The sequence below is a fragment of the Paraburkholderia flagellata genome, assembly GCF_021390645.1.
Taxonomy (GTDB): domain Bacteria; phylum Pseudomonadota; class Gammaproteobacteria; order Burkholderiales; family Burkholderiaceae; genus Paraburkholderia; species Paraburkholderia flagellata.
In genome coordinates this window covers 261,972-288,366 of record NZ_JAJEJT010000005.1, presented here as the reverse complement: position 1 = coordinate 288,366, position 26,395 = coordinate 261,972, and the positions used below count along the sequence as shown (strand labels likewise).

General features: G+C 61.7%; 21 protein-coding genes and 2 pseudogenes. 11 read left to right on the top strand and 12 right to left on the bottom strand.

Annotated elements, in window-relative coordinates:
- Window position 1 precedes the first annotated feature (1 nt).
- Together L0U83_RS37770 and L0U83_RS37765 are read right to left on the bottom strand one after the other, a co-directional pair.
- Window positions 2-1,177: a porin gene (locus tag L0U83_RS37770; protein ID WP_233889688.1), complete on the bottom strand. Its 1,176-nt coding sequence runs from the start codon at window positions 1,175-1,177 to the stop codon at window positions 2-4.
- Between the two features lie 85 nt (window positions 1,178-1,262).
- Window positions 1,263-2,630: an MFS transporter gene (locus L0U83_RS37765; protein WP_233889687.1), complete on the bottom strand. Its 1,368-nt coding sequence runs from the start codon at window positions 2,628-2,630 to the stop codon at window positions 1,263-1,265.
- Window positions 2,631-3,094: 464 nt separating this feature from the next.
- Between L0U83_RS37765 and L0U83_RS37760 the strand changes: the two genes are divergently transcribed.
- Window positions 3,095-4,000 carry a helix-turn-helix domain-containing protein gene (locus L0U83_RS37760; RefSeq protein ID WP_233889685.1) on the top strand — a complete coding sequence of 302 codons (906 nt, stop codon included), beginning with the start codon at window positions 3,095-3,097 and terminating at the stop codon, window positions 3,998-4,000.
- A 23-nt stretch (window positions 4,001-4,023) separates the two neighbouring features.
- Here L0U83_RS37760 and L0U83_RS37755 read toward each other — a convergent pair whose 3' ends face one another.
- The 3 genes from L0U83_RS37755 to L0U83_RS37745 are packed head-to-tail and all read right to left on the bottom strand — an operon-like array spanning window position 4,024 to window position 6,969.
- Window positions 4,024-4,371 (bottom strand): NIPSNAP family protein, encoded by a 348-nt coding sequence (locus L0U83_RS37755; RefSeq protein ID WP_233889684.1) that lies wholly within the window; start codon window positions 4,369-4,371, stop codon window positions 4,024-4,026.
- A complete protein-coding gene (locus tag L0U83_RS37750) occupies window positions 4,368-6,113 on the bottom strand; it encodes an FAD-dependent oxidoreductase (protein ID WP_308445130.1) in 1,746 nt (581 codons plus the stop codon). Before L0U83_RS37750 ends, L0U83_RS37755 begins: the two co-directional genes overlap by 4 nt.
- Before the next feature lie 10 nt (window positions 6,114-6,123).
- Window positions 6,124-6,969 (bottom strand): SDR family NAD(P)-dependent oxidoreductase, encoded by an 846-nt coding sequence (locus tag L0U83_RS37745; protein WP_233889681.1) that lies wholly within the window; start codon window positions 6,967-6,969, stop codon window positions 6,124-6,126.
- A gap of 124 nt (window positions 6,970-7,093) precedes the next feature.
- Here L0U83_RS37745 and L0U83_RS37740 point away from each other — a divergent pair, with 124 nt between their 5' ends.
- Window positions 7,094-8,026, top strand: a complete 933-nt coding sequence (locus L0U83_RS37740) for a helix-turn-helix domain-containing protein (protein ID WP_233889679.1) — start codon at window positions 7,094-7,096, stop codon at window positions 8,024-8,026.
- A gap of 21 nt (window positions 8,027-8,047) precedes the next feature.
- On the opposite strand, the gene benC is transcribed toward L0U83_RS37740, so the two are convergent.
- A complete protein-coding gene (gene benC / locus L0U83_RS37735) occupies window positions 8,048-10,837 on the bottom strand; it encodes a benzoate 1,2-dioxygenase electron transfer component BenC (RefSeq protein WP_233889678.1) in 2,790 nt (929 codons plus the stop codon).
- Window positions 10,838-11,035: 198 nt separating this feature from the next.
- Between benC and L0U83_RS40990 the strand changes: the two genes are divergently transcribed.
- Entirely contained in the window at window positions 11,036-11,236 is a 201-nt protein-coding gene (locus L0U83_RS40990) for a transporter (protein ID WP_373321202.1), read from the top strand.
- A 292-nt stretch (window positions 11,237-11,528) separates the two neighbouring features.
- Here L0U83_RS40990 and L0U83_RS37730 read toward each other — a convergent pair.
- Window positions 11,529-12,050: pseudogene (locus L0U83_RS37730) on the bottom strand (IclR family transcriptional regulator); the annotation flags it as partial.
- Between the two features lie 226 nt (window positions 12,051-12,276).
- On the opposite strand from L0U83_RS37730, the gene L0U83_RS37725 reads away from it, so the two are divergent.
- The gene (locus tag L0U83_RS37725; protein ID WP_233889675.1) at window positions 12,277-12,564 is read left to right on the top strand and encodes a cupin domain-containing protein; all 288 of its coding nucleotides are present in this window, start codon (window positions 12,277-12,279) and stop codon (window positions 12,562-12,564) included.
- Between the two features lie 35 nt (window positions 12,565-12,599).
- Window positions 12,600-13,526, top strand: coding sequence for an EamA family transporter (locus tag L0U83_RS37720; protein WP_233889674.1), 927 nt, complete (start codon window positions 12,600-12,602; stop codon window positions 13,524-13,526).
- Between the two features lie 188 nt (window positions 13,527-13,714).
- Here L0U83_RS37720 and L0U83_RS37715 read toward each other — a convergent pair whose 3' ends face one another.
- The 3 genes and pseudogenes from L0U83_RS37715 to L0U83_RS37705 all read right to left on the bottom strand — a co-directional run bounded on the left by L0U83_RS37715 (window position 13,715) and on the right by L0U83_RS37705 (window position 16,073).
- Complete coding sequence (locus L0U83_RS37715; protein WP_233889672.1) at window positions 13,715-14,560, bottom strand: 3-oxoadipate:acetyl-CoA acetyltransferase; 846 nt, start codon at window positions 14,558-14,560, stop codon at window positions 13,715-13,717.
- Between the two features lie 187 nt (window positions 14,561-14,747).
- A pseudogene (locus L0U83_RS37710) lies at window positions 14,748-15,036 on the bottom strand (hypothetical protein); the annotation flags it as partial.
- 164 nt (window positions 15,037-15,200) lie between these two features.
- Window positions 15,201-16,073 carry a VOC family protein gene (locus L0U83_RS37705; RefSeq protein WP_233889671.1) on the bottom strand — a complete coding sequence of 291 codons (873 nt, stop codon included), beginning with the start codon at window positions 16,071-16,073 and terminating at the stop codon, window positions 15,201-15,203.
- A 516-nt stretch (window positions 16,074-16,589) separates the two neighbouring features.
- Between L0U83_RS37705 and L0U83_RS37700 the strand changes: the two genes are divergently transcribed.
- From L0U83_RS37700 to aspA, 5 genes are all read left to right on the top strand, one after another.
- Window positions 16,590-17,732, top strand: coding sequence for an asparaginase (locus L0U83_RS37700; RefSeq protein WP_373321193.1), 1,143 nt, complete (start codon window positions 16,590-16,592; stop codon window positions 17,730-17,732).
- Between the two features lie 136 nt (window positions 17,733-17,868).
- On the top strand, window positions 17,869-18,783 hold the full coding sequence (locus L0U83_RS37695; RefSeq protein WP_233889999.1) for a LysR substrate-binding domain-containing protein: 915 nt from the start codon (window positions 17,869-17,871) through the stop codon (window positions 18,781-18,783).
- A gap of 192 nt (window positions 18,784-18,975) precedes the next feature.
- On the top strand, window positions 18,976-20,271 hold the full coding sequence (locus L0U83_RS37690) for a dicarboxylate/amino acid:cation symporter (protein ID WP_233889669.1): 1,296 nt from the start codon (window positions 18,976-18,978) through the stop codon (window positions 20,269-20,271).
- The gene (gene cuyB, locus L0U83_RS37685; protein ID WP_233889668.1) at window positions 20,268-21,734 is read left to right on the top strand and encodes a cysteate racemase; all 1,467 of its coding nucleotides are present in this window, start codon (window positions 20,268-20,270) and stop codon (window positions 21,732-21,734) included. Before L0U83_RS37690 ends, cuyB begins: the two co-directional genes overlap by 4 nt.
- A 27-nt stretch (window positions 21,735-21,761) precedes the next feature.
- Complete coding sequence (gene aspA, locus L0U83_RS37680) at window positions 21,762-23,180, top strand: aspartate ammonia-lyase (RefSeq protein ID WP_233889667.1); 1,419 nt, start codon at window positions 21,762-21,764, stop codon at window positions 23,178-23,180.
- A 35-nt stretch (window positions 23,181-23,215) separates the two neighbouring features.
- On the opposite strand, the gene L0U83_RS37675 is transcribed toward aspA, so the two are convergent.
- The gene (locus L0U83_RS37675) at window positions 23,216-24,616 is read right to left on the bottom strand and encodes a DHA2 family efflux MFS transporter permease subunit (RefSeq protein WP_233889666.1); all 1,401 of its coding nucleotides are present in this window, start codon (window positions 24,614-24,616) and stop codon (window positions 23,216-23,218) included.
- A 130-nt stretch (window positions 24,617-24,746) separates the two neighbouring features.
- Between L0U83_RS37675 and L0U83_RS37670 the strand changes: the two genes are divergently transcribed.
- A complete protein-coding gene (locus tag L0U83_RS37670; protein ID WP_233889665.1) occupies window positions 24,747-25,607 on the top strand; it encodes a LysR family transcriptional regulator in 861 nt (286 codons plus the stop codon).
- Window positions 25,608-25,832: 225 nt separating this feature from the next.
- Here L0U83_RS37670 and L0U83_RS37665 read toward each other — a convergent pair whose 3' ends face one another.
- Window positions 25,833-26,369: a MarR family winged helix-turn-helix transcriptional regulator gene (locus L0U83_RS37665; RefSeq protein ID WP_233889664.1), complete on the bottom strand. Its 537-nt coding sequence runs from the start codon at window positions 26,367-26,369 to the stop codon at window positions 25,833-25,835.
- Between the last annotated feature and the right edge of the window lie 26 nt (window positions 26,370-26,395).

Sequence of the window (26,395 nt, the reverse complement as noted above, 5' to 3'; positions counted from 1 at the left end):
GTCAGAACCTGTGGCGAATAGCGGCGCGCACGAGCGCCTGGCGGGTGTTCGACGAGTCGCCGGCATTGCCGATGTTCGCCACTGCAGGCGCACCAGTGGACGACGTACCCGCCGCGATCTGGTACGCGCCCTCGGCGTAGAGGTCGGTTCGCTTCGAAAGAAAGTAGTCGGCCATCACGCTGAACTGGTTGAAATGCTGATTGCCGACGTTTGCGCCTTCCGACGTGCGGACATTGTTGCCTTTCGCGTAATCATAGGCCGCGCCGAGACTGAATACCGGCGTGACCGACCACTTGACACCCGCATCAACGTTATTGAACCGCGCACTTGCACCGCCCAGTGCCACGATATCGCCGTACTCGATGTTCGACCACGACGCGCCGATCTGCACCGGCCCAATCGTGTACAGCCCGCCCGCTACCGCGACCTGATACGAATTCGCGCTTGCATAAGCCTTGTTCAGGATGCCGGTCAACTGCGTTCCGCTGCCGTTGCTCGTGAAGAACCCCTGGCCCGCGGTGGCCGCGGTCGGATTCTTGAAGTAGAGGTAAGCGGCCGCCAGGGTCACCACGCCGTTGGAGTACGCCGCGCCGGCCGAATAGCCGCCGTTGCCGCTGATATTGCCGGGCTGGCCGCCCACGCTCCAGGTGGCGCCAAACGTGAGTCCATTGATGTTGGGGCTCGCGTAACGAATCGCGTTGTTGGTGCGCAGCGAGTTCGCGGTGTTGTCGAAGTCGCCCGGATGCTGGAAGACTTCGCTCGCGAGATAGCCCTGAATCGTGACCGCTTGCGCATAGTTGACAACCGAATCGTACTGCCGCCCCAGCGTGAGGTCACCAAAGCGCTGGTTGCTCAAGCCGACGGCTGCCTGGCGTCCGAACTGGAGTCCCCCTTGCCCTGCGGCGCCCGAATTCAGGTTCACGCCGGATTCGAGCGTGAAGATCGCACGCGTGCCACCACCCAGGTCCTCGGCACCCTTCATGCCCCAACGGCTGCCGTACATGCCGTTGAGCGAGTCGAGGTACCACTTTTGCCCGCCTTTCGACGGCCCCGTGGCGACGTTGCTGTTGAACATGATGCCTTCATCCAGCACACCGTACAGCGTCAGACTGCTTTGCGCCCAGGCCGATGCGCCGTACAGGCAAAGCGGGGCCAATGCAAGAAGCTTCCTTTTCATTTGCGGTTCTCCAAACCTGAATTATTTATTAGCATGTCTAACTATATGAACAAGAATTCACGACAAGAACGGCTCGAGACCCTACCTAGTGCATCGGCACGCTTTGCTGTGCACGCGTTTGTGAAGCGGCTGCGCCACGCCCGATCATCACGAACAGCGCGCACGCGGACACCAGCGCCGGCACGGCAAGCAGGCTGAACACGGAGCCGATCTGCCAGCCGAAGCCCATCAGAGCCGCGCCGACCAGTGCCCCTGCTACTCCCCCTATGCGCCCCACGCCGAGCATCCAGGCAACGCCCGTCGCTCGTCCGTGCGTCGGATAAAACGCGGCGGCCAGTGCGGACATCGAGGTGACTGCGCTCGTCACCAACGTCCCTGTCAGGAAGATGAGCGTGCCGAGCCACAACTGGTGGCCGACACCGCGTCCCACCAGCAGGACCATGACTGCGGCGAGCACATACGTTGCTGCGATCACGCGATTGGCATTGCGGCGGTCCATGAACCAGCCGACGCACAGGTTGCCCAGCACGCCGCCAAGCGGGAAAAGCGACGTCATCAGGGCTGCACGCGCGCCGGAGAAGCCCGTGTCGCGAAACAGCGTGGGCAGCCAGTTGGTAAGCAGGTAATAGATCAGCAGGCCCATGAAGTACGCGAGCCACAACATCAATGTCCCGAAGCGGTACTGGCGCGACAGGACAACGCGAATCGCCGATTCACGCTTCCCGCTCACGCCGCCCTCAGGCGCGACGAAGCGGCAGCCACCGAACGTCATGCCAGGTGCAATACGGCCGAGGATGCGTGCGATTTTCGCGTCGGCACGTTGGCGTACCGCCATGAACTGAACGGACTCCGGCAACAGCAGGATCAGCAGAACCGTAAGCACGACCGGCCCGATACCACCCGCGACCAGCACGCTTTGCCAGCCAAAATGCGGAATCAGCCATGCAGACGCGAATCCGCCGAGCGCAAGGCCAGTGGAAAAGCCACAGAACATCGTATTGACGACAACCGCGCGCACGCGCGTCGGCGCATATTCGGACATCAGCGTGACGGCGTTCGGCATGGCAGCGCCGAGGCCGAGACCCGTGCAGAAGCGCAGCACGGTCAGCGACTCGACGGTGCCGGCGAATGCCGCCGCAAGACTCCAAAGTCCGAAGAAGGCCACGGAAAGCACCAGCACGGTCTTGCGTCCGAGCCGGTCTGCGAGCGGGCCGGCCAGCACTGCGCCGATGCCGAGCCCGACCAGCGCCGCGCTCATCACCGGACCGAGCGCGACGCGCGCAATGCCCCACTGCTGCACGAGCGACGGCGCGATGAAGCCGATGGCTGCCGTGTCGTAGCCGTCAGCGGCGACCACGAGAAAGCACAGCACGAGAATGACCCACTGAAATGGCGAGAACCGTTGGCCGTCTATGAAGGCCTGGGTATCGACGACGCGTTCGAAGGTCTTCATTGCTGCCCTCCAGCCACGTGATAGACGAGCGGGGGCAACGCGCCGGCGAGGCCGACGCGATCGAGCGTTTCCATTGCGATGTCTCCAGAGATTAATGTCGTTCTATTGCGGCGCCATACCCGCGGGCGCGGGACGGCCGGTATCTGCCACGGCGCGCCGCAGCGCCATTGCGTGAGAGGTTCGTTTCAGCGCCCGCGCAGCGTGTGTGCGACGCGCGCGACGCCGATGCCGCCCGCCGCCCCGCTCACCTGGCCCGCCAGATTCAGCCAGCTTGCGCTGCGCACTCTTACTTCGTTAGTCATCCGAAATTCTCACGAGAAAGGCATACGCCAAAGCGTGTCCTGCGTCTCCAACGAAAAATCTTCATCGATTCCGTCTGCCTGAAGTATAGGCAGACGGCGCCGGCCGATCATGGACAAAACTGTGGATAAACAGGACAATCTGCACATGTGAGGGAAGGCGACATGAGGAAAATCCCTAGTTACGAGCTGTATGGAGAAGCATCGGCCGCGCGCCCACCGTGGCACGATGCATTCAATTTCGAGTGGATTCCGGAGCGCAGCCGGCCGAACGACTGGAACATTCCGGCGCACCGTCACGACGCGCTGCTGCAGTTTCTCTACATCCGCAGCGGCCAGGGTCACGTCGTCATCGAGAGCGAAAAAACACCGTTTAATCCGCCCTGCCTCGTGATCCTTCCTGCGCAGGTCGTGCACGGTTTCGCGTTTTCGCCGGAGATCGACGGCCTTGTCGTCACGGCGGCGCAGCGCGCGCTGGAGTCCATCGCGAAGTCCGTTTCTTCAACGCTCGTCGCGGTTCTCCAGCACCCTGCCGTGATTCCGGTGTGCGGGCCAGCAGCCAGCGACGAAACGCTGATGCCGCTCTTTCATATGCTTGAGAACGAGTTTCGCCGTGGCGCGGCCGGTTATACGGCAGCGGGCATGTCACTGTTAATGGCACTTTTCGTACAGGCGGCGCGGCTTGTCGACCATGCCAACGTGCCGGTGGCCGCGCTCGCCGCGCGGCGCAGCCAGCAAATCAGACGCTTCCGCGAGCTGATCGCCCAGCATTTCCGTGAGCATCGCCCCGTCGAGTTCTATGCAGCCGCGCTTGATGTCACCCCGCCGCAACTCGGGCGCATCTGCCGCGAAGAACTCGGTTCGTCACCCACCGCGCTGATCAACGACCATCTGATTCGCGAAGCGCAGCGCGATCTGGTCTACTCAGGCATGACCGTCAAGCAGATAGCGCACAGCCTGGGATTCGAGGACAGCGCCTATTTCAGCCGCTACTTTCGCAAGCAGACAGGCGCGACGCCGCGCGAATTCCAGAGCTCTGCTCATCGCGATCTGGCATTGGGTCCGTCGTAGCGCGATACGCGAAAAGAACCGGCTTACTCTGCGACGCTACCCAGCGCGGCGGCACGAATGAGGCGTGTCTCCTGCGCCGTGATCAGATGGCCCGATGCCTTGAGATAGGCCGGGAAATCCGGATGCGTATCGCGTGCGAGGCACCGCCGCTCGTAGTCCGCCAGATCGTCATACCCCCACAGGTGGGTGAACTGGTTCTGCTGCCCCACCAGACTCGTCCAAAAGCCGAGTGGGTGCCCAAGCGTCTCGAGCAGGATCGGCATGGCGAGCCGGTCAAACACCTCGATGAACTCGGGCATCTTGCGCAGCGCGATGGTGTAGACCCGGAAATCCACGAGAGGCTTTGCCAGATACATGGAGCGGCGGCTCATGCGTGCACCTTCTCTTTGATGGTCGTAGCTTTGTTGGCGATGGCATTACCCGTGACATAGCCGAACGTCATATTGGGCCCATGGGTGATACCGGCGCCCGGATAGTTGCCGCCCATCACGCTGCGCCGGTCATTGCCGACCGCGTAAAGGCCCTCGATCTCACTGCCGTCCGCGCGCAGCACCTCGCCGCTGACGCCGGTCTTAAGGCCGTCGAACGTGCCCAGATCGCCCATCACCACCTTCACCGCATAGAAGGGCCCAGTCGAAATCGGCGCAACACAAGGATTGGGCTTGTTGTCCGGATCGGCGAGATAGCGGTTGAACGAAGTGCGGCCACGATGGAACGCCGGGTCTTCTCCGCGCACGGCATCGACGTTGTAGGCGCGGATGGTTTTCTCGAGCGCGTCGGGAGCAATCCCGCAATTGCGCGCCAGCTCGCCGATCGTCTCGCCCTTGACGAGGTAGCCTTTGCGCAGCAACGGGCCAACCGGCATCGGCGCGGGCTTGGCATAGCCCAGGCCATACTTGCCCAGCGCCACCTTATCGCAGATGAGCCACATCGCCGTCTCCCGCTCACCCTCGCAGGCACGGATCAGCGCCGAGCCAACATCATGGTAGGAGTTCGATTCATTGGTGAAGCGCTGGCCGCTGCGCAGCACGCCGATCACGCCGGGCTTGTAGCGGTCCAGCAGATGTGGGAACACGCCCGTGCGGCCCTTGCCGAAAGGCACCCTGGAGACAGGCATCCAGGCCGATGCATCGGGGAAGCCAAGCTGCACGGCGCCACCCACCTTCTCCGCCATGGTCAGCCCATCGCCCGTATTGCCGACGGGCGTGGGCGAGAGATGCTCGCCGCCACGCTTCACATGCGGATAGACCTGAGCAATGCGCTTGAGATCATGAGGGAAGCCGCCGCAAGCCAGCACGACGCCGCGGCGGGCGGTGACGCGAAGTTCACCCTCCGCTGCGCTTGCGAGCACACCGACCACGTTGCCCTTCTCGCTTAGCAGTTCCTTCACTGGCGTCGAAGTGTGGATCGGAATGTCGATCGCCAGCGCCGACTTCGCGAGCCTCGCAGCGAGCGCGTTGCCGCTCGTCACGTTGATCCCGCGGCGATAAAGCGCAAGCTCCTTGATGTGCGTGGCCAGACGCCGAGCCACATAGCAGAACGAAACAATCGACTTGGTCGCGCGGAAGAAGTGCTTGAGGTCAGCGTTCGAGGAGTTGAACATCATCCCCATGAAGGTGATCGTCTCGAGCGGCGGCTTGAGGCGTTGCATGTCCTTGCCCAGCCCGCGAATATCATAGGGCGCGGCGAGGATCGAGCGGCCGATGTCGACGCCGCCGGGCGCATCCGGGTGATAGTCCGGATAGAGCGTGGGCACGAACTTCATCTCAGTCTCACGCTCGAAGAATTCGACCATCTTCGGCCCATTCTCGATGAAGCACTGGACCGCGGCGGCATCGTAGTTGCTGCCCGTTTCGTTCATCATGTATTCGCGCACACGCTCGAGGGAGTCCGCCGGGTTCTGCTGTCTGCCATATTTGCTCAGCGGAATCCACAAGACCCCGCCCGACAGCGCGGTGGTACCACCGAACACGGGCTCCTTTTCGAGCACGATGACGTCGAGGCCGCGCTTCTTTGCCGTGATCGCGGTGGCGAGGCCCGCAGCACCCGATCCGACCACGACCAGATCGCAAGTGATCTCCTTGGCCATATCCACTCTCCTTTTCGTTACGATGTGATGGCGCTCACGCGGCCGGGATGGCGTTAAAGCCGGGGCGCGGAACCATGTCCATCAGCATGCAATCGAGCCCGCCGTCGACGAGCACCTCGGCGCCATTGACGTAGGCCGCCAGGTCAGAGGCGAGGAACATGGCCGGACCGGCGAGGTCCTCCGGCTCGCCAATGCGGCGGTTCGCGGTAGCGGCGGCGCGGCGAGCCTCGAAGCCGGGCTCCTCGTAGAACTTCGCGGACAGCGCGGTGCGGATCATGCCGGGCAGCACGCAGTTGCTGCGCACGCCGCGCGGGCCCCACTCCGCCGCCAACTGCCGCGAGAGCAGTAGCACGCCCGCCTTGCTCGGGCTATAGGAACCGCTATTGGTCTGCGGATTGAGCGCCGCAATCGAGGCAACGTGCACGATACTGCCCTTGCCCGCCGCCAGCATGTCACGCCCGAACGCTCGGGCACACAGCAGATAGCCGGTGAGGTTCACGGCGATGGCCTGGTTCCAGTCCGCGATCGAGACTGTCTCGAGAGATCCAGCGCGTAGGAGTCCTGCATTGTTGACGAGCACGCTTGCCGAACCGAGCGCTGCGCGAACCTCGTCGGCGGCTGCGGCAACCGAAGCTTCGTCCGACACGTCGCAACCGAACGCTTGCGCTACGGCACCTGCCTTTCGAAGTTCGGCGGCGACAGCTTCAGCGCCGGCAAGATTGCGGTCCACAAGCGCCACATGTGCTCCAACGCTGGCGAAGGCACGTGCGATGCCGGCACCAATACCACTACCTGCACCCGTGATCACGCAGATCTTGCCATCCAGGTTCAGCCCGTATGCGGTTGTGGCAGCCGCACGATTTTCAAGTCCCTGTTCCATGCTGTTACTTTCCCTAAAATATTCCGTGCAATTGCGCTTCCTGAAATCTGTATCGCCATTGAACGCCTCGAGCGCCTGTGGAACAATGGACAGAGCCTACATATAGCAGGACATAACGTGCATCATGCCCCCTGACCAACAGCGCCGCCGGACCGTTCCGCGTTTCGCGCTCTATGGCGCGGAAGCCGGTCAATCCTGGGTCGACATGGTGCACTACGAGCCAATTGCGCTGCGTGCCGGCCGTTTCGATTTCGAGATCGAGCCGCACGTCCACGACGCGCTAATCCAGGTGCTCTACGTCACCGGCGGGGGCGGCGAGACCTTCATCGATGGCAAGACTTGGGCGGTCGTTGCGCCATGCCTGATCGTCGTGCCGGCGCACTCGGTCCACGGCTTTCATTTCCGCAGCGACATCGACGGTCACGTCATCACCGCCGCGCAGCCTGCACTGGAATCGCTGGCGATGACGGCCGCGCCCGAGTTGCTGGAATTCATACGCACGCCGACGGTGCTGTCGATCGATCCCGACGTCGAGCGCGGCACACCTCTGGAAACGCTTTTTCAGTCGATCGGGCACGAGGCGCAGAGCCACGAGCGCTGGCAGTTCACCGCAGGCGCCGCACTCGCAATCACCCTCTTCGTCAAGATCGGGCGCCTTAGCGAGAGCGCCCGACTTTCAGCCAGTTCCGAGCAGCGGACGATGGCAGCGCGGATCGAACGGTTCCGCGCGCTGCTCGACCGCCATTGCCGTGAGAGGCGACCAGTCGCGAGCTACGCCGACGAGATGGGCGTGACCACCGGCCAGCTCTCCCGCATCTGCCGCGCCACGTTCGGAGTCTCTGCAATCGAGGCAATCGACGCACGCTCGATCCATGAGGCCAAGCGCCTGCTCGGCTATTCGAACCTCAGCGTGAAGCAGATCGCCAGCGAGCTGGGTTTTCAGGACGAGGCGTATTTCGGTCGCTTCTTCCGCAAGCAGACGGGACTGCGTCCAACCGAATACCGCTCTGCGGCCCACGATCGATCCTCGCCGCCCGAAAAGGGGGAAGCGGGCTGACTTGACCGCCCCCTATCCGGTTCAGGCCGACACTCCGCCCAACTTGACGAACAGGTGCTCCGGCCCGGAATTGGTCAGATTGTTACCCCGCACATACTGGATCGGCGTTGCCGGATCGAGCGCGATAGCGCCAATCTTGCGGGCCAGAGCCTTCGTCGCGATCAGTGTCTCCAGCTTGGCGAGCGGCGCGCCAAGGCATTTGTGCATGCCGTTGCCGAAACCCAGGTGGCCGCTGGAATCACGGTCGATGTCGAACGTCTCGCCCTCGGGAAATTTGCGGCTGTCGCGATTCGCAGCCGACAGCAGCAGTCGCACCACCGCGCCCTTGGGCAGATCAACCCCCGCGACGGTGGTCGCCTCGGTGGTGATGCGGCTTACGCGCTGGACGGTACCGCGATAGCGGGCCACCTCCTCGACGAAACGATCAGCGTCGACGGGCTTTTCGCGGATGCGTCCCAGCAGATGCGGCTGTTCGGCAAGCATGCGAAAAGCGTTGGCGACAAGGATGGTCGTCGTGTCGTGCCCGGCGATGAAGACGAATGCGCACAGCTCCTTCGCTTCCTTTTCCGAAAGCAGACCGTCCTTCCACATGCGCGCGATGTGCCCGCCAATCGACTGGCTGTCGGTGAGAGCGAGCCGCTCCATCGCTTCCTTCAGGTATGCGAAGAAAGCCTGCGCGCTCTGCTCGTCGGTGCCGGTCCCCGGCGCATTGCGGGCGAGGCGGCCGAAGTAGCTAAAGGTCTCGTCCGACCAGAACTTCATCTTCTCCTCATCCTCGTTCGGCACGTCGATCATCGTGGAGATGGTCGAGATGCTGAGCGGGATGGCGAAATCGTTGACGACATCACCGCCGCCTTTGGCGATCATCGCGTCGAGCAGGTCCTCCGCCCTTTGCGCGATCTGCCCGATGAAGGGATCGAGCGCCAGCGGCAGAAAGGACGGCTGGACGACCTTGCGCAAGCGCGAATGGTCGGGTGCGTCGAACAACGTCAGGAACGTCAGCGGCGGCGGGCTGACGACCTCGGAGGAAAACAGCTTCGGGTTTCGGATCGCCTGGTAGACGTCGTCATAGCGCGAGAGGAACCACACGTCCGAAGTCGCCGACTGGCAACGCAGCACCGGCGCATGCTCGCGCATCCAGCGGTAGTGCTCGTAAGGGTCGCCTTGCGAGCCGTCGTCGACCACCTTGAATGGCTCCAGCCCGTCGGGCCAGTCCAGTTCGTGTGAATAGGCCGGAAGGGTCTTCGCCGTGAATGGGCAAATCTGCGGCGCGCTCAGTGCCATAGCAGACGCGGGCAAGGGGGGCGCTACGAACCTGGGTGCCGTCTTGCCCAGCTGCATACGCTCCAGCGCCTGGCTCATCGTGGCCTTGGAATGAAGCGCATGCAGCGCAATCACGTCTCGCGCCTTGTTCAGGTCGCCCAGTTCGAAGGCGCCGACAATGTCCCGGTGCTGCTGGACGATGTCACCGACGATCTCGATCTGGTCGGTCAGCGTGCGAGCAATGTAGTCCTGCACGGCCAGTTGCCGGTAAAGCGCGATCAGTTGGGCGTTCCCGGAGGCCTCGATCGTGAACATGTGGAAGGCGTGGTTTGCCTCGATGTAGCGCGCCACGTCCGTAAAGCGCTGCCCGGACACGAACGGCGCCGTCGCCTCGGCGAGCTGGCGGAAGAAGATCAACTGCTCGCTCGAGAGCCTGCCCATGGTCAGCTGAGCCGCCCCCAGTTCGAGTGCCATGCGCAGCTCGAAGGCTTCATCGACATCGACAGGCGCGATGTGCTCCTCGCCGGTCTGTACCACCAGGCCCGTGCCGGCAAACTTCTCGTAATAGAAGTTGCGCGGCGTCAGCCCTTCGGATGCAAGATAGTTGCGCACCGCATCGACCATCGGCGGCGGGCCACAGAGGTAAACATCCGCATCGCCGTCGTTGAGCTGGGAGGGGATGATGTGATGCGTGACATAGCCCTTGTTGGGATGGGCACTGTCGGGGTTGGAGACGGTGCAAGCATAGGTGAAGTTCGGCAGGCGCTGCGCATAGCTTTCGAGCCGGTCGATGCCAACCAGGTCCTCATCAGTGTTCACACCCAGAATCATGTGGACCGGATACGGGCTGCCGCCGTCCTCGACGATCTTGTCGAGCATCGAGAGGAACGGCGCGAGTCCCGTGCCACCCGCCAGAAACAGCACCGGGCGCTCGATGGGGCGCAGGTAGAAGCTTCCCATCGGGCCGCGAAACTCGATTGAATCCCCTGCTTTGGCGCTTTCACAGAGCCAGGTCGACATCGCCCCTTGACGCACATTGCGCACAAGGAAGGACAAGTGCGGCTCGGACGGCCCCGAACTGAAGGAGTAGGACCGCGTCTGATCGGTTCCGGGCACCCGGATGTTGACGTACTGCCCAGGAAGGAAGCTGAGATCCGCGCGGCTTTCGAGTTCGACCGAGAAGGCGATCGTGCTGTCGGACGCTCGTTGGCAGGCGACGATCCGCCCCCTGTGGGAGGCCGGCCCGGTGCCGGCGACATCGGAGTTCGTGGCGATCTGGATTACGCAGTCGGAACGCGGGCTCGTCTGGCAGGTGAGAACCTTGCGAGCGCTCGCCTCCTCGGCGCTAAGCGCATCTTCCACGCAGTCGCCCAGAACATACTCGCCGGACTCGCAAACCGCCTTGCAGGTGCCGCACACACCATCGCGGCAATCGAGTGGAATATTGATCCTCGCGCGAATGGCGGCATCGGTGATGCGCTCACCCTCCTCGCACTCGATGAACCGGGTCACCCCGTCCTCAAAACGGAGTGTTATCTGATGGGCCATGGCGGTGTCTCCTCTAGGGCCACCCGGACATAGCGCTCCGCTGGCGGTATGTTCGGGCGGGGCAGCGCGCGAGGTGACCATGTTTCTCGCAAGCGCCCGGTGGGTTTAATGCCGCCAATTTAGAGCCTGTGCCGCGTTCCCCTCAATGGACAGAGACGACGTTCACCCGGACAAAACGTGCATCGTGATGAATGCCGGATGACCGTCAGCGGCGGTCGATCAGTCTTTGTGCCGCGATTCGAATTCTATGTATTTGCGCCAGCAGGCGCATACGATCCCAATCGAACTGCCAACCCACGCTCGGGTTTCTGGTCGCTGAATCCGTACTGGTCGATGAACGTCATGCCCACAGCCGTGGACAGGACGGCGAGATGGCGCGTTTGCCGGACGAGAGCGTGATTCTGCGCTTCCGTGACCTATTCGAGGCACGCCGCTATCACCATGAAGCGGGAAATCGATGGCTACGCGGCCTTGTGATCCAGCTATTTGCGATTCGCATTGGCGGCGTAATAATGCAGGGGTTGCCCGAGCGGACTCCCTGTTGAGAGTGCCGCTACAGGACTCCTGATTAAAAGCCCCGCGTCGAGAGGGCCTATCAACGTGCGGCGGCTAGCGCGAACCGGGCGGGTTCGTGTTCGTGAAGCACCCCTGCCGCCTCGATCGAGGCGGCGGCGTGCTCTCATTGACCTGCTTATTTCTGCGCCGACCTGCCCCGCCCCTTGGCGACAGGTGCCTGAGCGGCTTCAGGTGCCGACGCCACGCTCCGTTTGAAAAGTCGCGAGCTGAGCGTGGCGGCCCCCATGTCCGAAGCGGCCTCCAGCAGATGCGGTGCGAGTTCCTTGAGCCTTTCTTCGGGCAAGCGGCTGCTCGGTCCCGCGAGACTTACGATTCCGACCACCTCTTGAGTCACGGGATTGCGCACCGCCGCCGCAATCGACGTCATGCCGGCCTCGTAGGTCTCGATGGCCATGCCGTACCCGCGTTGCCGCGCACCGTTCAGATCTTTCAGGAATTGCTGGATCGTCTTTGGCGCGCGCGGCATATTCTGCGCCTTCGATCCAAGGCCGCCCTGCTTGGACACCAGTTCGATCGCGCGCTCGTCCGGCAGCGTGGCGAGCCACGCCTGACCGCTCGCCGTGCAGTGCAACGGCGGGTTGCTGCCCATGTCGGGGTCGTAGCGCAAGCCTGACTTCGCGCCCTGCGCCTTGCCGACGGGAAAGGGACTGCATGTACAACCGTATTGGTCGAGCCAGGCGCACTGTACAGTGCAAATAATGCAGCGCTCCCTGAGAATGAATCGACAGGCCCGCAACAGCGCAACCGGCGTTGTCGTAAGCCCAGCCTGTTCGCGAATGGGTTTATCCCGGGCGCGCTCGACAGGCATTGCCAATCAGAACACTGAAATCAAGTACGTTTTCCTCTGAACCCAAAGATCGTTTATGAATCGTCGTCCACAGGCAATTCCAGAACAGCAGCTATCCAACGAGCGCGTCATTGTGACAAGGTGGATTTTTCCGCCAGGCGCCGAGACGGGTTGGCATATTCACGGGCATGACTATGTTGTCGTGCCGCAGACAGACGGTACATTGCTGCTTGAGACAAAACAGGGCAATCGAGAGTCGTCGTTACAGGCAGGGCAGAGCTATGCCGGTGCGAAAGGCGTCGAGCACAATGTCGTCAATCCGACCGAAAACGAAATCGTCTTTATCGAGGTGGAAATTCGATAAAACGGGCTGGATCGATGCAACTTGTAGAATGCTGAATGGACATCCACCAGCACCGTTTCCGGGGTAAGCAATTGTCATTGACGCAGCGTTTAGTATTCAGGTCGGCAGCCACATCACCTTTCCTGCCGTATGTTGCGCTGCTTGTCGCGATGGTTTCGATCCAGTATGGCGCGACTTTCGCCAAACGCCTGTTCCCCGTTGTCGGAGCAGAAGGGACTACGGCTTTACGCCTCGGAATTGCGTCGCTCATACTCATCTTTGCGACGCGTGCGTGGCGCACGAATTTTTCTTCTCGCAAACTGCCCGTACTGCTTGTCTACGGTGCCTCCTTGGGCGCGATGAACCTCTTGTTTTACATGGCTTTGCGTCGCATTCCACTTGGGCTCGCCGTTGCCCTTGAGTTCTTGGGTCCATTTGCGCTTGCGGTCGTTTCCTCTCGCCGCTGGCTGGACTTTGTCTGGATAGGCTTGGCTGCCACCGGACTTCTACTGCTTCTGCCGCTCTACAATTTCGGGCCCGCTATTGACCCAATTGGCGTTCTTCTTGCGCTGGCCGCCGGAGGCTTCTGGGCGCTTTATAGTGTGTTCGGGCAGTTGGCCGGTGAGGAGCATGGCGTATCGACGGCTGCACTTGGTACCACCATCGCGGCCGTTCTGGTTGTTCCTATTGGCCTGGCGCAGGCTGGCACATCACTTTTTAATCCGGGCGTCTTGCTGAGTGCCGTCGTCGTTGCTGTATTTTCTAGCGCGTTACCCTTCTCGCTTGAAATCATCGCGCTTGTGCGGTTGCCGACCCGGGTCTATGGGACGCTGACGAGCGTAGAGCCCGCGATCGGCGCATTCACGGGATGGCTATTCCTGCATGAAAGTCTCACCGCCATTCAGATGCTAGCCATTGGCACAATCGTGACTGCATCGATCGGGACAGCAGCGACGCACAAGCCAGTTGTACCAGCCAATTAGATGAACTGAACTCCAGAAGTTAGGTAGTGACGACGACTACGCCATCGCAAATGTATAGGGGCTAGCTTTCATCGGGTCGGTCAGTTGACAGGTTTGTTAGCGAGTTCAGGATGCTTTGCGATCATCTGGCTATAAATTGGCTTTGCCGCCGCCTGGCAGTCCGGTGTGAGAGGCTCCCCAGCCCCCGACTACGCCACAGGTTTGAGCGCCAGGATTTCGCGAGCCTCTTTCGCCGTCGCGACCGGCCGGCCATATTCGCCACACAGCGAGGCCACCCGTTCAACCAACTGGGCATTGCTCTTCGCAAGCGTGTCTTTATCCCAGCGCACGTTATCTTCCAGGCCCGTGCGACAGTGGCCTCCCATTTCGAGCGTCCACCGGTTCACCTCCAGCTGGTGACGACCAATACCGGCCGCAGTCCAGGTCGCCGTGGGCAGCAGCTTGTTCAGTTGTGCCACTTCGAATTCGAGGATTTCGCGCCTGGCAGGCAATGCGTTTTTCACGCCAAGCACGAATTGCACGTGGACCGGTTCCTTCAGGAGACCTTGCTGAACAAGGTCAACGGTGCTGTAAAGCATCGCCAGATCGAAGATTTCGATTTCTGGCTTCACGTCGAGGTCGAGCATTGTCTGCGCAAGCGAGCGCACGAAATCCGGCGGGTTTTCATAGACTATGGTCGGGAAGTTCACCGAGCCGGTTGCGAGCGACGCCATATCGGGCCGCAAATCCAGCATCGCGCCGCGTTGCTCGAACGACCGGCCCCGCCCTCCCGTCGAAAACTGGACGACGATGTCCGGGCAGTGCTTCCGGATGCCTTCCTGTAGCATCGCGAAGCGGTTGCGATCGGAACTGGAGCGCTCCTCTTCGTCACGCACGTGCAGGTGCACAAGTGTCGCGCCCGCCTCGTAGGCCTCGTGTGTACTTTCGATCTGCTCGGGCACCGAGATCGGTACGGCCGGATTATCCTTCTTGCGCGGCACGGAACCCGTAATGGCTACAGAGATGATGCAAGGCTGCTTCAACGTCGAACTCATCGCGACACCTTCTTCAAAGTACAGACGCCAGTCTGTTTGCGTTACGGCATGCCGATCGCTGCGCTGTCGCGTTCGATGCAAACCGCCCTACCCATTGGTCGCCCAAGAATAGGCGCATGCCGGTGAGACAGCAATATTCGGAATCGCGGTGGCGCACGATAATCGCTCACGCGCGTGCGATAAACGCTCACTTTCCGGGTTTGCACCGAGCGACGGCGTCGCCGGGCAGTTCGATGCGCCTGATATCGCCCAGAATAAACACATACGACGCCGCGCCCATCAACGCCACCGCGCCAATGAACATGAGCCCCCCAGTAGAAAGATCCGGTCAGCGCCACAATTGCGCCGATTACGATCGGCGTGACGATCCCGGCGATGTTGGCCGTGAAATTGAAGATGCTGCCAGTCAGACCCATCAGCCGCGTGGGCGCGATGTCGGGAATGATCGACCAGCCGAGCCCGCCCATACCGCTCGCGCTGTTTTCGCCGCCGCCGCGAAGCGCCATGCTGCTCATGAAGGCGATCTGCGCGCGCGCAGGGCAATTGGGCAGACAGATAGGCAATTTCACAGGCGACGACGCTTGACTGGCCACGCCGCCCGTTACGGGCTCATCGAATGCGTGCGGCCGGTCGCGCAACGTCAAAACGTGCCGCTTCGTGAATCGGCGCCCTTCCGGTATTGGTGGTTCGTCTGTTCCGGATTCCGGTTCACCAGTGGCCGCGCGTAAAGCGGATGACGCAAACTCCGCACTTCGTGCTCAAGTTCGAAGCAACGCGCTCCCGATGCCGGATTTACGATATTGGCAAACCGGAACTGGTGTGGCTCTTCGCCATAAACCACGCCGTGCTCGGCCAGACGCGCATACGGCTCGGAAAAGCGGGCGGCGTAAATAGCGATGTGATGCCCGTCGTAGTCTGGAATCGTCTCCGGTGTTTCCGCATACAGCAGTTGCTGATGCGTTCCGACATCGATCACAGCGCACCGCAACCCGTCCTGGTCCCTCACTTCGACGGGCGTGTGGAACACATCCCGATAGAACTCAGCGATCTGGCCAGCACGACCGACCGGGACATCGAGCTTTACATAGGCGATTCCCAAATCTATGTTCGACCACGGCACCGAGACAGCTCGGCGCTGCGGATCGAGGCAGTGATAGCGATTCCCCCACGGACAGGTCACTTCAACGTAGTCGGTGCGTTCAGCCCATCCGAACTGCGTGTCACTGAGTAGCGGCGCAACGGCTTGCAATCGCACGGCGAGTGCATCCAGTTCGCCGACGACGATACCGACACTGCCTCGTAGACACTGCGCTTTTCCGGTCGGCAAGTGAATCTGCGACCGACCGATGTTGATCCACATATTGCCAACACCGGTCATCATGAACGGGTCCCGCGTGAGCCCGAGCCCGCTGACATAAAAGGTAGTGGCGAGAAGCTGGTCCGGAACCCGAAGATTGACGTGCTCGAGCAGAATCAGGTTACCTGTATCGTCGGCTGCGTAGATGTGTTCCATTGGGTCTGCGTGGTGATCGGCGACTGTTGAAGAAACACGGCGGGAACGGCCCATGCCGAAGACCGGCTGACAAATAGCCAAATAAGGGGTGGATCCCCTCTCCCGGCGCACAGGCGGTGAGACATCCTGCAAAATCATGCCGCACCATGCGACATGGTTCCGCCTGCGTTTCAGATTCGCATTTTTCCGTCGACTCGTCGAGTCACACTACATTGCGGGACAGATAAAAATCGTGCGGCTTCGGCGTCGTGCCCCCCACTGCCGCCAAGAAACGACAGCTCCCAGCGGCCAGGGTTTTCCCATGTTATGCGAGTTCCGCATAGCCACATGCCACCCCCGCATCGTCCTTTTTTTGGCCGCTTCTACCATCCGGTCTGACTCTGGTGCGAAGCGTGATTCATCCCGCTGCCAAGCCAATTCGGAGTCGTAGAATCGCCCGCTTTCGTCAGGTCGACGACCTGGCCAGGTGAGTTCGCTGTTCCTTCCGTCCAAGGTCTCTTCCATCTGCACACGAACATGAATAAATTCGCTCATCCCGTTTCGGTTCGTTTTCGTACGACCATTATCGTGGCAGTGGCGGCATTTACTGCCCTTCCCCTCTACTCCACCGCCGCCGCGGCGGCGGACACCAGCCCGGATCAACAAACCAGTGTCGCCGCCCAGACGAAGCAATTGCCACGCGTCATCGTGCTTGCAACCGGAGGCACGATTTCCGGAACGGCAGACGCACGCTCAGCGATCGGATACAACTCGGGCGAGCGAACCGGACAACAGTTGATCAAGGATGTGCCCGGCATCGAGAAGTTCGCCACGATCTCGGCGGAGCAGATTTCGAATATTGGCTCGCAGGACATGAACGACAAGGTCTGGTTCCAGTTGGCGAAGCGCATCAACGAGATTTTTGATCGCGGCGAGGCGGACGGTGTCGTGATCACGCATGGCACCGACACCATGGAGGAAACCGCATTCTTTCTGAAGAACGTCATCCATTCCACCAAGCCCGTCGTACTCGTGGGATCGATGCGGCCGGGCGGCGTCACCAGCGCCGATGGCCCCAACAACCTCCTAGAAGCTGTCGAGGTCGCGGCCAGCCCGCAGTCACAGGGCCGTGGCGTCATGGTGGTCATGAACGACACGATTCACGATCCGCGCTGGATCACGAAAACGAATACCACTTCACTTCAGACATTCCTCTCTCCCAACGCCGGGCCGATCGGCTACGTGGATCCCGCGTCGATCCGCTTCGTCGCACCAGTGCTCGCGGCGCGCAAGCCTCCGTACACGCTGCCCGTCGACGGCCAGTTGCCTCGCGTCGAAATCGTCTTTGCGCACAGCAATATGGACGCGACACAAATCGATCATGCGATCGCAGACAAGGCGAAGGGAATCGTGATCGCCGGCGTCGGCGACGGCGACGTTTCTAACTCCGCCATGCTCGCCATGCAGCGCGCTGCAAAGATGGGCGTGGTGGTCGTTCGGTCATCGCGGGTGGGATCGGGATTCGTGAACCGCAACGTCGAAGTCGATGATGACAAGAGCGGATTCGTCGCGTCCCTCGATCTCAATCCGGAAAAGGCCCGTTTGCTCACGCAACTGCTGATCGCCAATGGGAGCACGTCGCCCGCCCAGGTCCAGGCCGCGTTCTCTGCGACTTACTGAGCGAAACCGGTGAGGATTGCGCCCGCATCGAGTGAGCGCGGGCGCGCTCACGCATGCGACCGGGTACGACGCCACCAGCGTAAGATTGGAGCCTCCCGTAACCGGTGTTTCGCTTCGTATAAGGCGGGCCTCACGTATGGAAATCAAATGGGTCGAGGACTTCATCGCCCTTGCTCAATACCAGAGCTTTTCGCGCGCCGCTGAGTTTCGCAATGTGACTCAATCGGGGTTCAGCCGGCGCATTCAATCACTGGAGCAATGGGTCGGCGCGGAACTGATCGATCGCAGCAGCTTCCCTCCCGTGTTGACGCCCGCCGGTCAACTCTTTCGCGAAGCCGCTGAAGATATCCTCGACCGGCTCTTCGATACCCGCGCCATCATCCGCACAGAAAAGCGCATTGGCGGCAAGAGCCTCCAGATTGCGGCCGGCCACACGATCGCGCTCAATTTCCTGCCCGCCTGGCTCAAGGCGCTTTCCGCTCACTTCGGCGACGTGCGCGCGCGCGTGGTGCCGACCAATGTGCACGACTCGATCCTGATGCTCGTGAACGGCAACTGCGATTTGATGTTCGCCTACCACCACCCCGAGTTGCCTTTGCATCTCGATCCCGCGAGGTACGAGCATCTCACCGTGGGTATCGATACGCTCATGCCGGCGAGCAGGCCGAACCAGCGCTCTGCGCCGATGTATCGACTGCCAGGCACGGCGAAGCAGCCGTTACCTCACATTTCGTACACGGAGACAAGTTATTTCGGGCGTTGCCTTTCCCTGCTGCTTGGCCGAGCCTCCTCTGCACCGTCCCTGTCGCTTCACTATGAATCGGACATGGCCGAGGTGCTCAAAAAAATGGTCATGGAAGGCGAAGGGATGGCGTGGCTGCCCAAGAGTGCGATTGCAGAAGAACTGGATGCAGGGGATCTGGTTCCCGCAGGACCGCCCGCGTGGAATCTGGATATCGAACTGCGGGTCTATCGCGACGCATCGAATCGCAGTGAGTTTCTCGATACGCTTTGGCAGCATCTTCGCGCGGTTCTGCAGTCCGGCGCTTAGGGTTTTTCCCGGGTTTTACTGCGTTATGCAAAATTCGCATACGTACATGCCACAACGGCATCAACTCTATTTTTGTCGTCCCTAGTATGCCTCTCAACGCTTGACCGAGTCGCAGCCGATCTCGCTTCAGGCGTCATTCAACGTACACCGGTCATGTCTTGACCGCCTTGCGTCATTCAGGGACAAACGGAAATGAAAAACCGCCTTACCTTTTATATTGCCGTTGGCATGATACTGGGCGTCATTGCGGGCTACGCGTGTCACGCCAGCACATCCGATCCGGCCACGCTCAAGGCCATCGCAGGATACTTCTCGATCATCACGGACATCTTCCTTCGCCTCATCAAGATGATCATCGCGCCACTGGTGTTCGTCACGCTGGTGTCGGGACTGGCCGGCATGGACAGCGGCCAGGACGTAGGCCGCATCGGATTGCGTTCGGTGGGCTGGTTCGTTTGCGCCTCGCTGATTTCGCTCACGGTGGGCCTCGTCTTCGCCAATCTTCTGCAGCCGGGCGCTGGCCTGCACATGGTCGCGGGCACCGGCGAAGTCGAGACCGGTCTGAACACGTCGGCGCTGAACTTCAAGGACGTCCTGACTCACGCGTTTCCGACCAGTCTGCTCGACGCCATGGCGCGTAACGACATCCTGCAGATTCTGGTCTTCTCGGTTTTCCTCGGCGTTGGGCTAAGCGCAACGAAGCGAGACGCGCGGGTCAAGGTCGTGATCGAGGTGATCGAAGGCATGGTGCCCGTCATGCTGCGCGTGACGAACTACGTCATGCGTGCGGCGCCCCTCGGCGTGTTCGGCGCGATCGCTTCGGCGGTGACGCTGCGCGGCCTCGACGTCATCTACACGTATGGCAAGTTGATCGGCTCTTTCTATCTGGGGCTGGTCGTGCTGTGGGCGATCCTGGTTTTCGTCGGCTATCTGTTCCTCGGCCGTCGCGTCGGCACCTTGCTCAAGGCAGTGCGCGAACCGGCGATGATTGCGTTCGCGACGGCAAGCAGCGAGGCCGCCTATCCGCGGTTGACCGAGCAACTGGAGCGCTTCGGCGTCGACAAGAAAGTCGTCGGTTTCACGCTGCCGCTGGGCTACGCGTTCAATCTTGACGGCTCGATGATGTATCAGGCCTTCGCGGCCATCTTCATTGCCCAGGCGTTCGGCGTCAACATGCCGATCTCGCAGCAGTTCTTCATGCTGCTCGTACTGATGCTGAGCAGCAAGGGCATGGCCAGCGTGCCGCGCAGCTCGGTGGTGGTGGTCGCGGCAGTGGCGCCGATGTTCCATTTGCCCGTCGAAGGCGTCGCCATGGTGCTAGCGATCGACCAGATCCTCGACATGGGCCGCACGATGACCAATGTGATCGGCAACAGCGTGGCGACGGCCGTAATCGCGAAGTGGGAAGGCGCGCGAGAGAGCAAGGCCTCCGACTTTATCGAGGAAGACGAACAAATTTTCGGCTCCGCGCAAGGTGGAGCAAAATGACTTCGGATGTCGCCGGCCACAAGCGCAAGTTCGGCATTGTCGGCGGCCTGGGGCCGTTGGCGAGCGCGGACGTCTTCTTCAAACTGGTGAAGGCGACGCCCGCATCGACCGATGCCGATCACTTCGACGCGATCTTTCAGCAGTCGCCGTTTCCCAACTCGGGCGCTGGCAGCGCCGCTACGTCGGAACGCAAGCTGTATATCTTCGAGATGATCCGGGACTTCGAGAAGCGCGGCGTGACGACGATCGTGCTGCCGTGCTTTCTCAGTCACACCTTCATCGACGAACTGCGCACGAACACGCGCTTGCAGATCGTGGACATGATCGAGGCGGTTCGCAGCCACGTTCGGCGCAAGTTCCCCGGTGCAAGCCGCATCGGCATACTCGCCTCCGACTATGCACGGCAAAAGCGCCTGTTCGAACGGTACTTTGCGTCGCCCGAGTTCGAAGTCATCCACCCGCGATGCGACGAACATTTCGATCCTGTCACGCAAGCCGTGTATGGATCGGACGGCATCAAGAGCGGCAACCTGCGCGGGCGCCCTGTCGAGCTACTGCGCGAGGCGTGCCGCGATCTGATCGAGCAAGGGGCACAGGTGATCGTGCCCGGCATGACGGAGGTCGCGCTGGTTGCGGATGAAATCGGCCCGCTGGGCGTGCCGCTCGTCGATGCCAACCTCGCGTATGCGCAGTACGTGGTATCGGAAGGTTACGGTTCGCCGTCGCACGCCTTCAAGGTCGGAGTCGTGGGCGGTGTCGGCCCCGCGGCGACGGTCGACTTTCTGCAGAAGATTGTCCGCAATACGCCCGCCACGCGCGATCAGGATCACATCAAGCTGCTGGTCGAACAAAACCCACAGATTCCGGATCGCACCGAGAATCTGATCGGCGACGGCGCGGACCCCACGGTCTCGCTGTATGCAACGTGTAAGCGGCTCGAAGACGGCGGCGCGGACATCATCGCGATTCCGTGCAACACGGCTCACGCGTTCGTCGAGCGCATCCAGCCGTACCTCAACATCCCGATCGTTAACATGTTGACGGTCACAGTGGGCTTTTTGCGAGAAACTTATCCGGCGCTTCGCGATATCGGCGTGCTCGCGACATCGGGCACGATCGAAAGCGGGGTCTATCGCAAGGCGCTCGAATCGCAGGATCTTCGTCAGGTCGTGCCCTCCCCTGAGCTACAGGAGCGCGTGATGGAAGCCATTTATGGCAAGCACGGTGTCAAGGCAGGATTCACCAAGGGCCAGTGCCAGGAAGACATCGCCGCCGCCATGGAAGGACTGATAGCTCAAGGCGTTGAAGCCGTCGTCCTCGGGTGCACCGAACTTCCGCTCCTGCTCACCGGGACTGAATTCGTGGGCGCGAGCGGCGCTCACGTCAGGCTGGTCGACCCCACCGACGTTCTCGCTCGCCGGTGTGTCGCGTACGCCTTGTCGGCCGACGCGGCCATCGTTTGACGCGCGCCCTATCCAATGGAGCAAAACATGTCCAATCGTTCTGAACGCATCGAACACGATCTTCTTGGCGACCTCGCCGTGCCCAACGAAGCTTATTACGGAGTCCATACGCTTCGCGCACTGACCAATTTTCCGATCACAGGCATTCCGATTTCGACCTACCCGAATCTGGTCAACGCCCTGGCGAGCGTGAAAGAGGCTGCGGCGCTGGCGAACCACGAATTGCGCCTGCTCCCCGAGCACAAAATGAAAGCCATTGTTCACGCGTGCCAGCAGATCCGCGACGACATTGCCCACGATCAGTTCGTCGTCGACGTGATTCAGGGCGGCGCCGGCACGTCGACGAATATGAACGCGAACGAAGTGATCGCCAATCTCGCGCTCGAACATCTTGGTCACGAGCGAGGCGACTACGCGGTACTGCATCCAAACGAAGATGTGAATCTGGGGCAAAGCACCAACGACGTTTATCCGACCGCTTTGAAAATCGCCACTTACATGGGCATTGCGCAACTGGTCGATGCGATGGGTGTCCTGCGCGCGTCGTTCGAACGCAAAGCCCAGGAGTTCCGTGACGATCTGAAGATGGGACGAACCCAGTTGCAGGACGCGGTCCCCATGACGTTGGGACAGGAGTTCAGCACGTTCGCAGTCATGCTCGAAGAAGACCAGGAGCGCCTGCGCGAAGCGTCGAAGTTGATTTGCGAAATCAACCTGGGCGCCACGGCGATCGGTACGGGTATCAACACATCGCCCGACTATGCGCCGCTCGTTTGCCGCCATTTGGCCAGCGTCACGGGTATCCCTGTGACGACGTCGCCCAATCTCGTCGAGGCGACGCAAGACGTGGGCTCATTCGTGCAATTGTCGGGCGTGCTCAAGCGTGTGGCCGTCAAGCTCTCGAAGACCTGCAATGACCTTCGCCTGCTGTCGAGCGGGCCGCGCGCGGGCCTGGGGGAAATCAACCTGCCGCCGGTTCAGGCCGGTTCCAGCATCATGCCGGGCAAGGTCAACCCGGTCATTCCGGAAGTCGTGAACCAGATCGCTTTCGAAGTTATCGGCAACGACGTCACGGTGAGCTTTGCTGCGGAAGCGGGCCAACTGCAGTTGAATGCGTTCGAGCCGATCATCGCGCACAGCCTGTTCAAGAGCGTGGCGCACTTGCGTGCGGGATGCCTGACCCTTGCTTCGAAGTGTGTCGACGGGATTACCGCCAATCGCGACCGGCTGCGCTCGCTCGTCGAGAATTCCATCGGCATCGTGACGGCGCTGAACCCGTACATCGGCTATACGAATGCGACCCAGGTGGCACAGGAAGCGCTCGTCACGGGAAGAAGCGTCGCGGAGATCGTCATCGAGAGAGGACTGCTCACCCGCACGCAGCTCGAAGATATTCTGAAGCCAGCTATGTTGACGCAACCGAGACATAACCTGCCGCTAGAGTAGTCGCTGTACGGAGCGACGTTGCGCGTCGCCCCCGATTATCTCCCGCCCGCAGCCGCCGCTTTAACCGGCGTCGAGACCGCTGCGGGCGTTTCCTCAATGCGCCGGAAAATCAGCGCCGAAGCCAACGTGATCGCACCAACCACGGCGAAGCTCACCCGAAAGCCCAGCACCACCGATCCCCATTGATCGGCGACCCCGCTGACGAGCGCGCCGCCAACCGACACGCCGAGGCCCATCGCCAGCATCTGCACCATTGAGAACAGGCTGTTGCCGCTGCCGGCGTCCTCGTGCGAAAGCCCCTTGAGCGTGACGCTGTTCATCGCCGCGAACTGCATCGAGTTGGCCGCGCCGAAAATCGCCAGCACGGCGATCTCGACGATGACGGGCGTGTCGTGCGATATCAATGCGAACGCAACGATCGATGCACCGACGATCAGTGTATTCACGAGCAGGAAAGTGTCGTAGCCATAGCGGCGAATCAGCGGCGCGATCCAGCGCTTGGCAAGGGCGCCCGCAATGGCGGCGGGCAGCATCATGATGCCGGATCGCAGCGGCGAATAGCCGAGTTCGAGCTGCATCAGCAGCGGGACGAGGAACGGCACCGCACTGGAGCCGATGCGGCAAAGCAGGTTGCCGATCAGGCCGACGCTGAAGTTCGGCTCGCGGAACAGCGCCAGTTTGAAGAGCGGATTCTGGCGCCGACGTGCGTACGGCACGTAAGCGAGCGCGCTGACGAGCCCGAGAACGAAGAGCCCCGCGGACCACGCGGCGCGATGCGATTGGCCCGGCACCTCCACGGCCAGCGAAAACGCGATCATGCACAACGACACGAGCGCGCAACCGGCGACGTCGAACGCAGGCGCACTCTCCCCCGTCGCGCGCGGCAGATAGCGCAGGACTGCGAGCAGTCCGACCACGCCAATCGGCGCGTTGATCAGGAAGATCCAGTGCCACGAGAAGGCCTGGACAAACCATCCGCCAAGCGTCGGCCCAACGATCGGGCCAACCTGACCGGAGACGGAAATGAGCGCCAGCGCCGAGACGTAGGCCTCGCCGCTCACGGCGCGCAGCACGGCGAGTCGCCCGATCGGCAAAAGCATCGACCCGCCAACGCCCTGCAGCACGCGTGCAACGACGAGTTGGCCCAGCGAATGCGCATTCGCGCAGCACAGCGAGCCGAGCACGAAGATCAGGATGGCGGTGAAATAGACACGGCGTGTGCCGAAGCGGTCAGCGAGCCAGCCCGATGCAGGCGTGAGCATCGCCATAGTCAGCGTATAGGCGACGATCACCGGTTGCATCTCGAGTGGGCGCACGCCGAGGCTATGTGCGATGGACGGCAGCGCGGTGTTGACGATCGTCGTGTCGAGCGCCTGCATGAAAAAGCCGGCGGCGACGATCCACAGCAATGCGGTGTGATTGGATTCCTTGCTCATTGATACTTCGGGCGCGCAGCGCGCGAGAACAAACTTTGTGGGGATCTCGTCATAGTATTGTCATCGCCGTAAATCGGGAACCCCACTGACGACGTTGACTGTCATCGGCATTTCCGATAACAATGCGCGGATGCTCAATCCCATCTGGCTCCGGACATTCGTCACGGTCGCAACCTGTCACAGCTTCACCGAGGCTGGGCGTCAGCTCGACCTGACTCAGTCGAGCGTCAGCGAGCATATCCGCCGCCTCGAACAGACGATCGGCAGACGGCTCTTCGTCCGCGACACGCATTCTCTTTCGATCACGCCAGACGGCGAGGCCATGCTCGCGCACGCCAGCGTGATCCTGCAGGCGATCGACCGCGCACAGGCCCAGTTCCGTGCGCCGCGCTTGAAGGGTCGGGTTCGCCTTGGTTCGTCGGACGATGTGGCGCTCGGTCCGCTGCCAACCGTGTTGACGGCCTTTCGCAACGCGCATCCCGACGTGGAGCTGGAAATCACCATCGGCATGACGGGCGACCTCTACGAGCTGCTGGATGCCGGGACGATCGATCTCATGGTCGGCAAACGGCGGGTCGGCGACAAACGCGGTTCGGTCCTGTTCACCAGCAGGCTCGAGTGGCTCGCGCCCACCGGCACGGTCGTGGATCTCACGCAACCGCTGCCGCTCGTCCTTGTCGCCGAACCGAGCGTCACGCGCGCCGTCGTGCTCGATGCCCTCGCCCAAACCGATTTCCGCTGGCAGATGGTCTGCACGAGCAGCAGTCATGCGGGCTGCGTGGCGGCAGCGCGTGGCGGGCTCGGCATCACGGTGCGATCGCAGTATCTCGCGGCGCGCGGCCTTGCGCCGCCTGTCAACGCGGCGAGCCTGCCCACGCTCCCGGATGTCGAATTCATCGCGCTCGCCGCGAAACGCCTGAGCCGTCCGGCCCAAACGCTGCTGCAATTGCTGCATGACAGCGACCTGCGCGGATCCTGGATTGGCGAATAGCGCGGCCGCGAGCCGCGTCATGACTCAAGCGGCCACGCCACATTGCCGGACGACATTGCACTCGAAATTCCCTGGCTTGATTGGCCCGAAACGATCCATGCCGCACAGCGGGCCGGCCCGCGCATACGCTTGCCGGAAACGCCAGGTCCTGGATTCGAGCCGAACTTCGACGTCATCGAGCGCAACGTCATCGATCGGGCGCGCATCGAATAACGCGCACGGCGCTCAGCCCTGCCCCTTCGCCGCCTTCCGGAATTCGTCGACCAGTTTGTCGACGATGCTGTTCAACTGGCTGCGCTCTTCCGCGCTCAGCATCGAAAGGATCTCCGTTTCCAGCGACTGGCCGAGTGCGTCGCTGGAAACGCGCGTCCGCTTGCCGGCCGCAGTCGGCCACAACTGGAAGTGGCGCGCGTCGTCGGGATGAATCGAGCGCCGCACCAGCTTACGCTCGATCAGGTCCGCGACCAGCTTCGAGAGCATCGTCTTCTCGATTAGCGTCTGCTCCTTCAGCGCGCTTGCGGTGATCCCGGGCGCATCGCAAATCATCCGCAGCACGCGCAGCGAGCGCACGTCGAGGCCGAACGCGGGCCGGTACTCGGCGTTCGCGCGGCTGATCATTTCGCTCTTGATCAGATCCAGTTTGAAGGTCAGATAAAGCGCTGCACCGTTGGCGCCGCCTGCGTCGCTTTTTGCCTTGTCGTCGTCCTGGCCGTGGTCGTCCGGCTTCCTTTGATGCCCCGCCGGTGGCGTTCCTGCTCGCATGTGCTGCCGTCCTGTTCCCAAGCCTT

Coding starts and splice junctions, on each gene's coding strand:
- L0U83_RS37665 (WP_233889664.1), bottom strand. CDS start 26,369: ATGCGAGCAGGAACGCCACCGGCGGGGCATCAAAGGAAGCCGGACGAC.
- cuyB (WP_233889668.1), top strand. CDS start 20,268: ATGACTTCGGATGTCGCCGGCCACAAGCGCAAGTTCGGCATTGTCGGC.
- L0U83_RS37700 (WP_373321193.1), top strand. CDS start 16,590: ATGAATAAATTCGCTCATCCCGTTTCGGTTCGTTTTCGTACGACCATT.
- L0U83_RS37770 (WP_233889688.1), bottom strand. CDS start 1,177: ATGAAAAGGAAGCTTCTTGCATTGGCCCCGCTTTGCCTGTACGGCGCA.
- aspA (WP_233889667.1), top strand. CDS start 21,762: ATGTCCAATCGTTCTGAACGCATCGAACACGATCTTCTTGGCGACCTC.
- L0U83_RS37690 (WP_233889669.1), top strand. CDS start 18,976: ATGAAAAACCGCCTTACCTTTTATATTGCCGTTGGCATGATACTGGGC.
- L0U83_RS37725 (WP_233889675.1), top strand. CDS start 12,277: ATGAATCGTCGTCCACAGGCAATTCCAGAACAGCAGCTATCCAACGAG.
- L0U83_RS37715 (WP_233889672.1), bottom strand. CDS start 14,560: ATGAGTTCGACGTTGAAGCAGCCTTGCATCATCTCTGTAGCCATTACG.
- L0U83_RS37720 (WP_233889674.1), top strand. CDS start 12,600: ATGGACATCCACCAGCACCGTTTCCGGGGTAAGCAATTGTCATTGACG.
- L0U83_RS37745 (WP_233889681.1), bottom strand. CDS start 6,969: ATGGAACAGGGACTTGAAAATCGTGCGGCTGCCACAACCGCATACGGG.
- benC (WP_233889678.1), bottom strand. CDS start 10,837: ATGGCCCATCAGATAACACTCCGTTTTGAGGACGGGGTGACCCGGTTC.
- L0U83_RS37705 (WP_233889671.1), bottom strand. CDS start 16,073: ATGGAACACATCTACGCAGCCGACGATACAGGTAACCTGATTCTGCTC.
- L0U83_RS37670 (WP_233889665.1), top strand. CDS start 24,747: ATGCTCAATCCCATCTGGCTCCGGACATTCGTCACGGTCGCAACCTGT.
- L0U83_RS37760 (WP_233889685.1), top strand. CDS start 3,095: ATGAGGAAAATCCCTAGTTACGAGCTGTATGGAGAAGCATCGGCCGCG.
- L0U83_RS37765 (WP_233889687.1), bottom strand. CDS start 2,630: ATGAAGACCTTCGAACGCGTCGTCGATACCCAGGCCTTCATAGACGGC.
- L0U83_RS37740 (WP_233889679.1), top strand. CDS start 7,094: ATGCCCCCTGACCAACAGCGCCGCCGGACCGTTCCGCGTTTCGCGCTC.
- L0U83_RS37755 (WP_233889684.1), bottom strand. CDS start 4,371: ATGAGCCGCCGCTCCATGTATCTGGCAAAGCCTCTCGTGGATTTCCGG.
- L0U83_RS40990 (WP_373321202.1), top strand. CDS start 11,036: ATGACCGTCAGCGGCGGTCGATCAGTCTTTGTGCCGCGATTCGAATTC.
- L0U83_RS37695 (WP_233889999.1), top strand. CDS start 17,869: ATGGAAATCAAATGGGTCGAGGACTTCATCGCCCTTGCTCAATACCAG.
- L0U83_RS37675 (WP_233889666.1), bottom strand. CDS start 24,616: ATGAGCAAGGAATCCAATCACACCGCATTGCTGTGGATCGTCGCCGCC.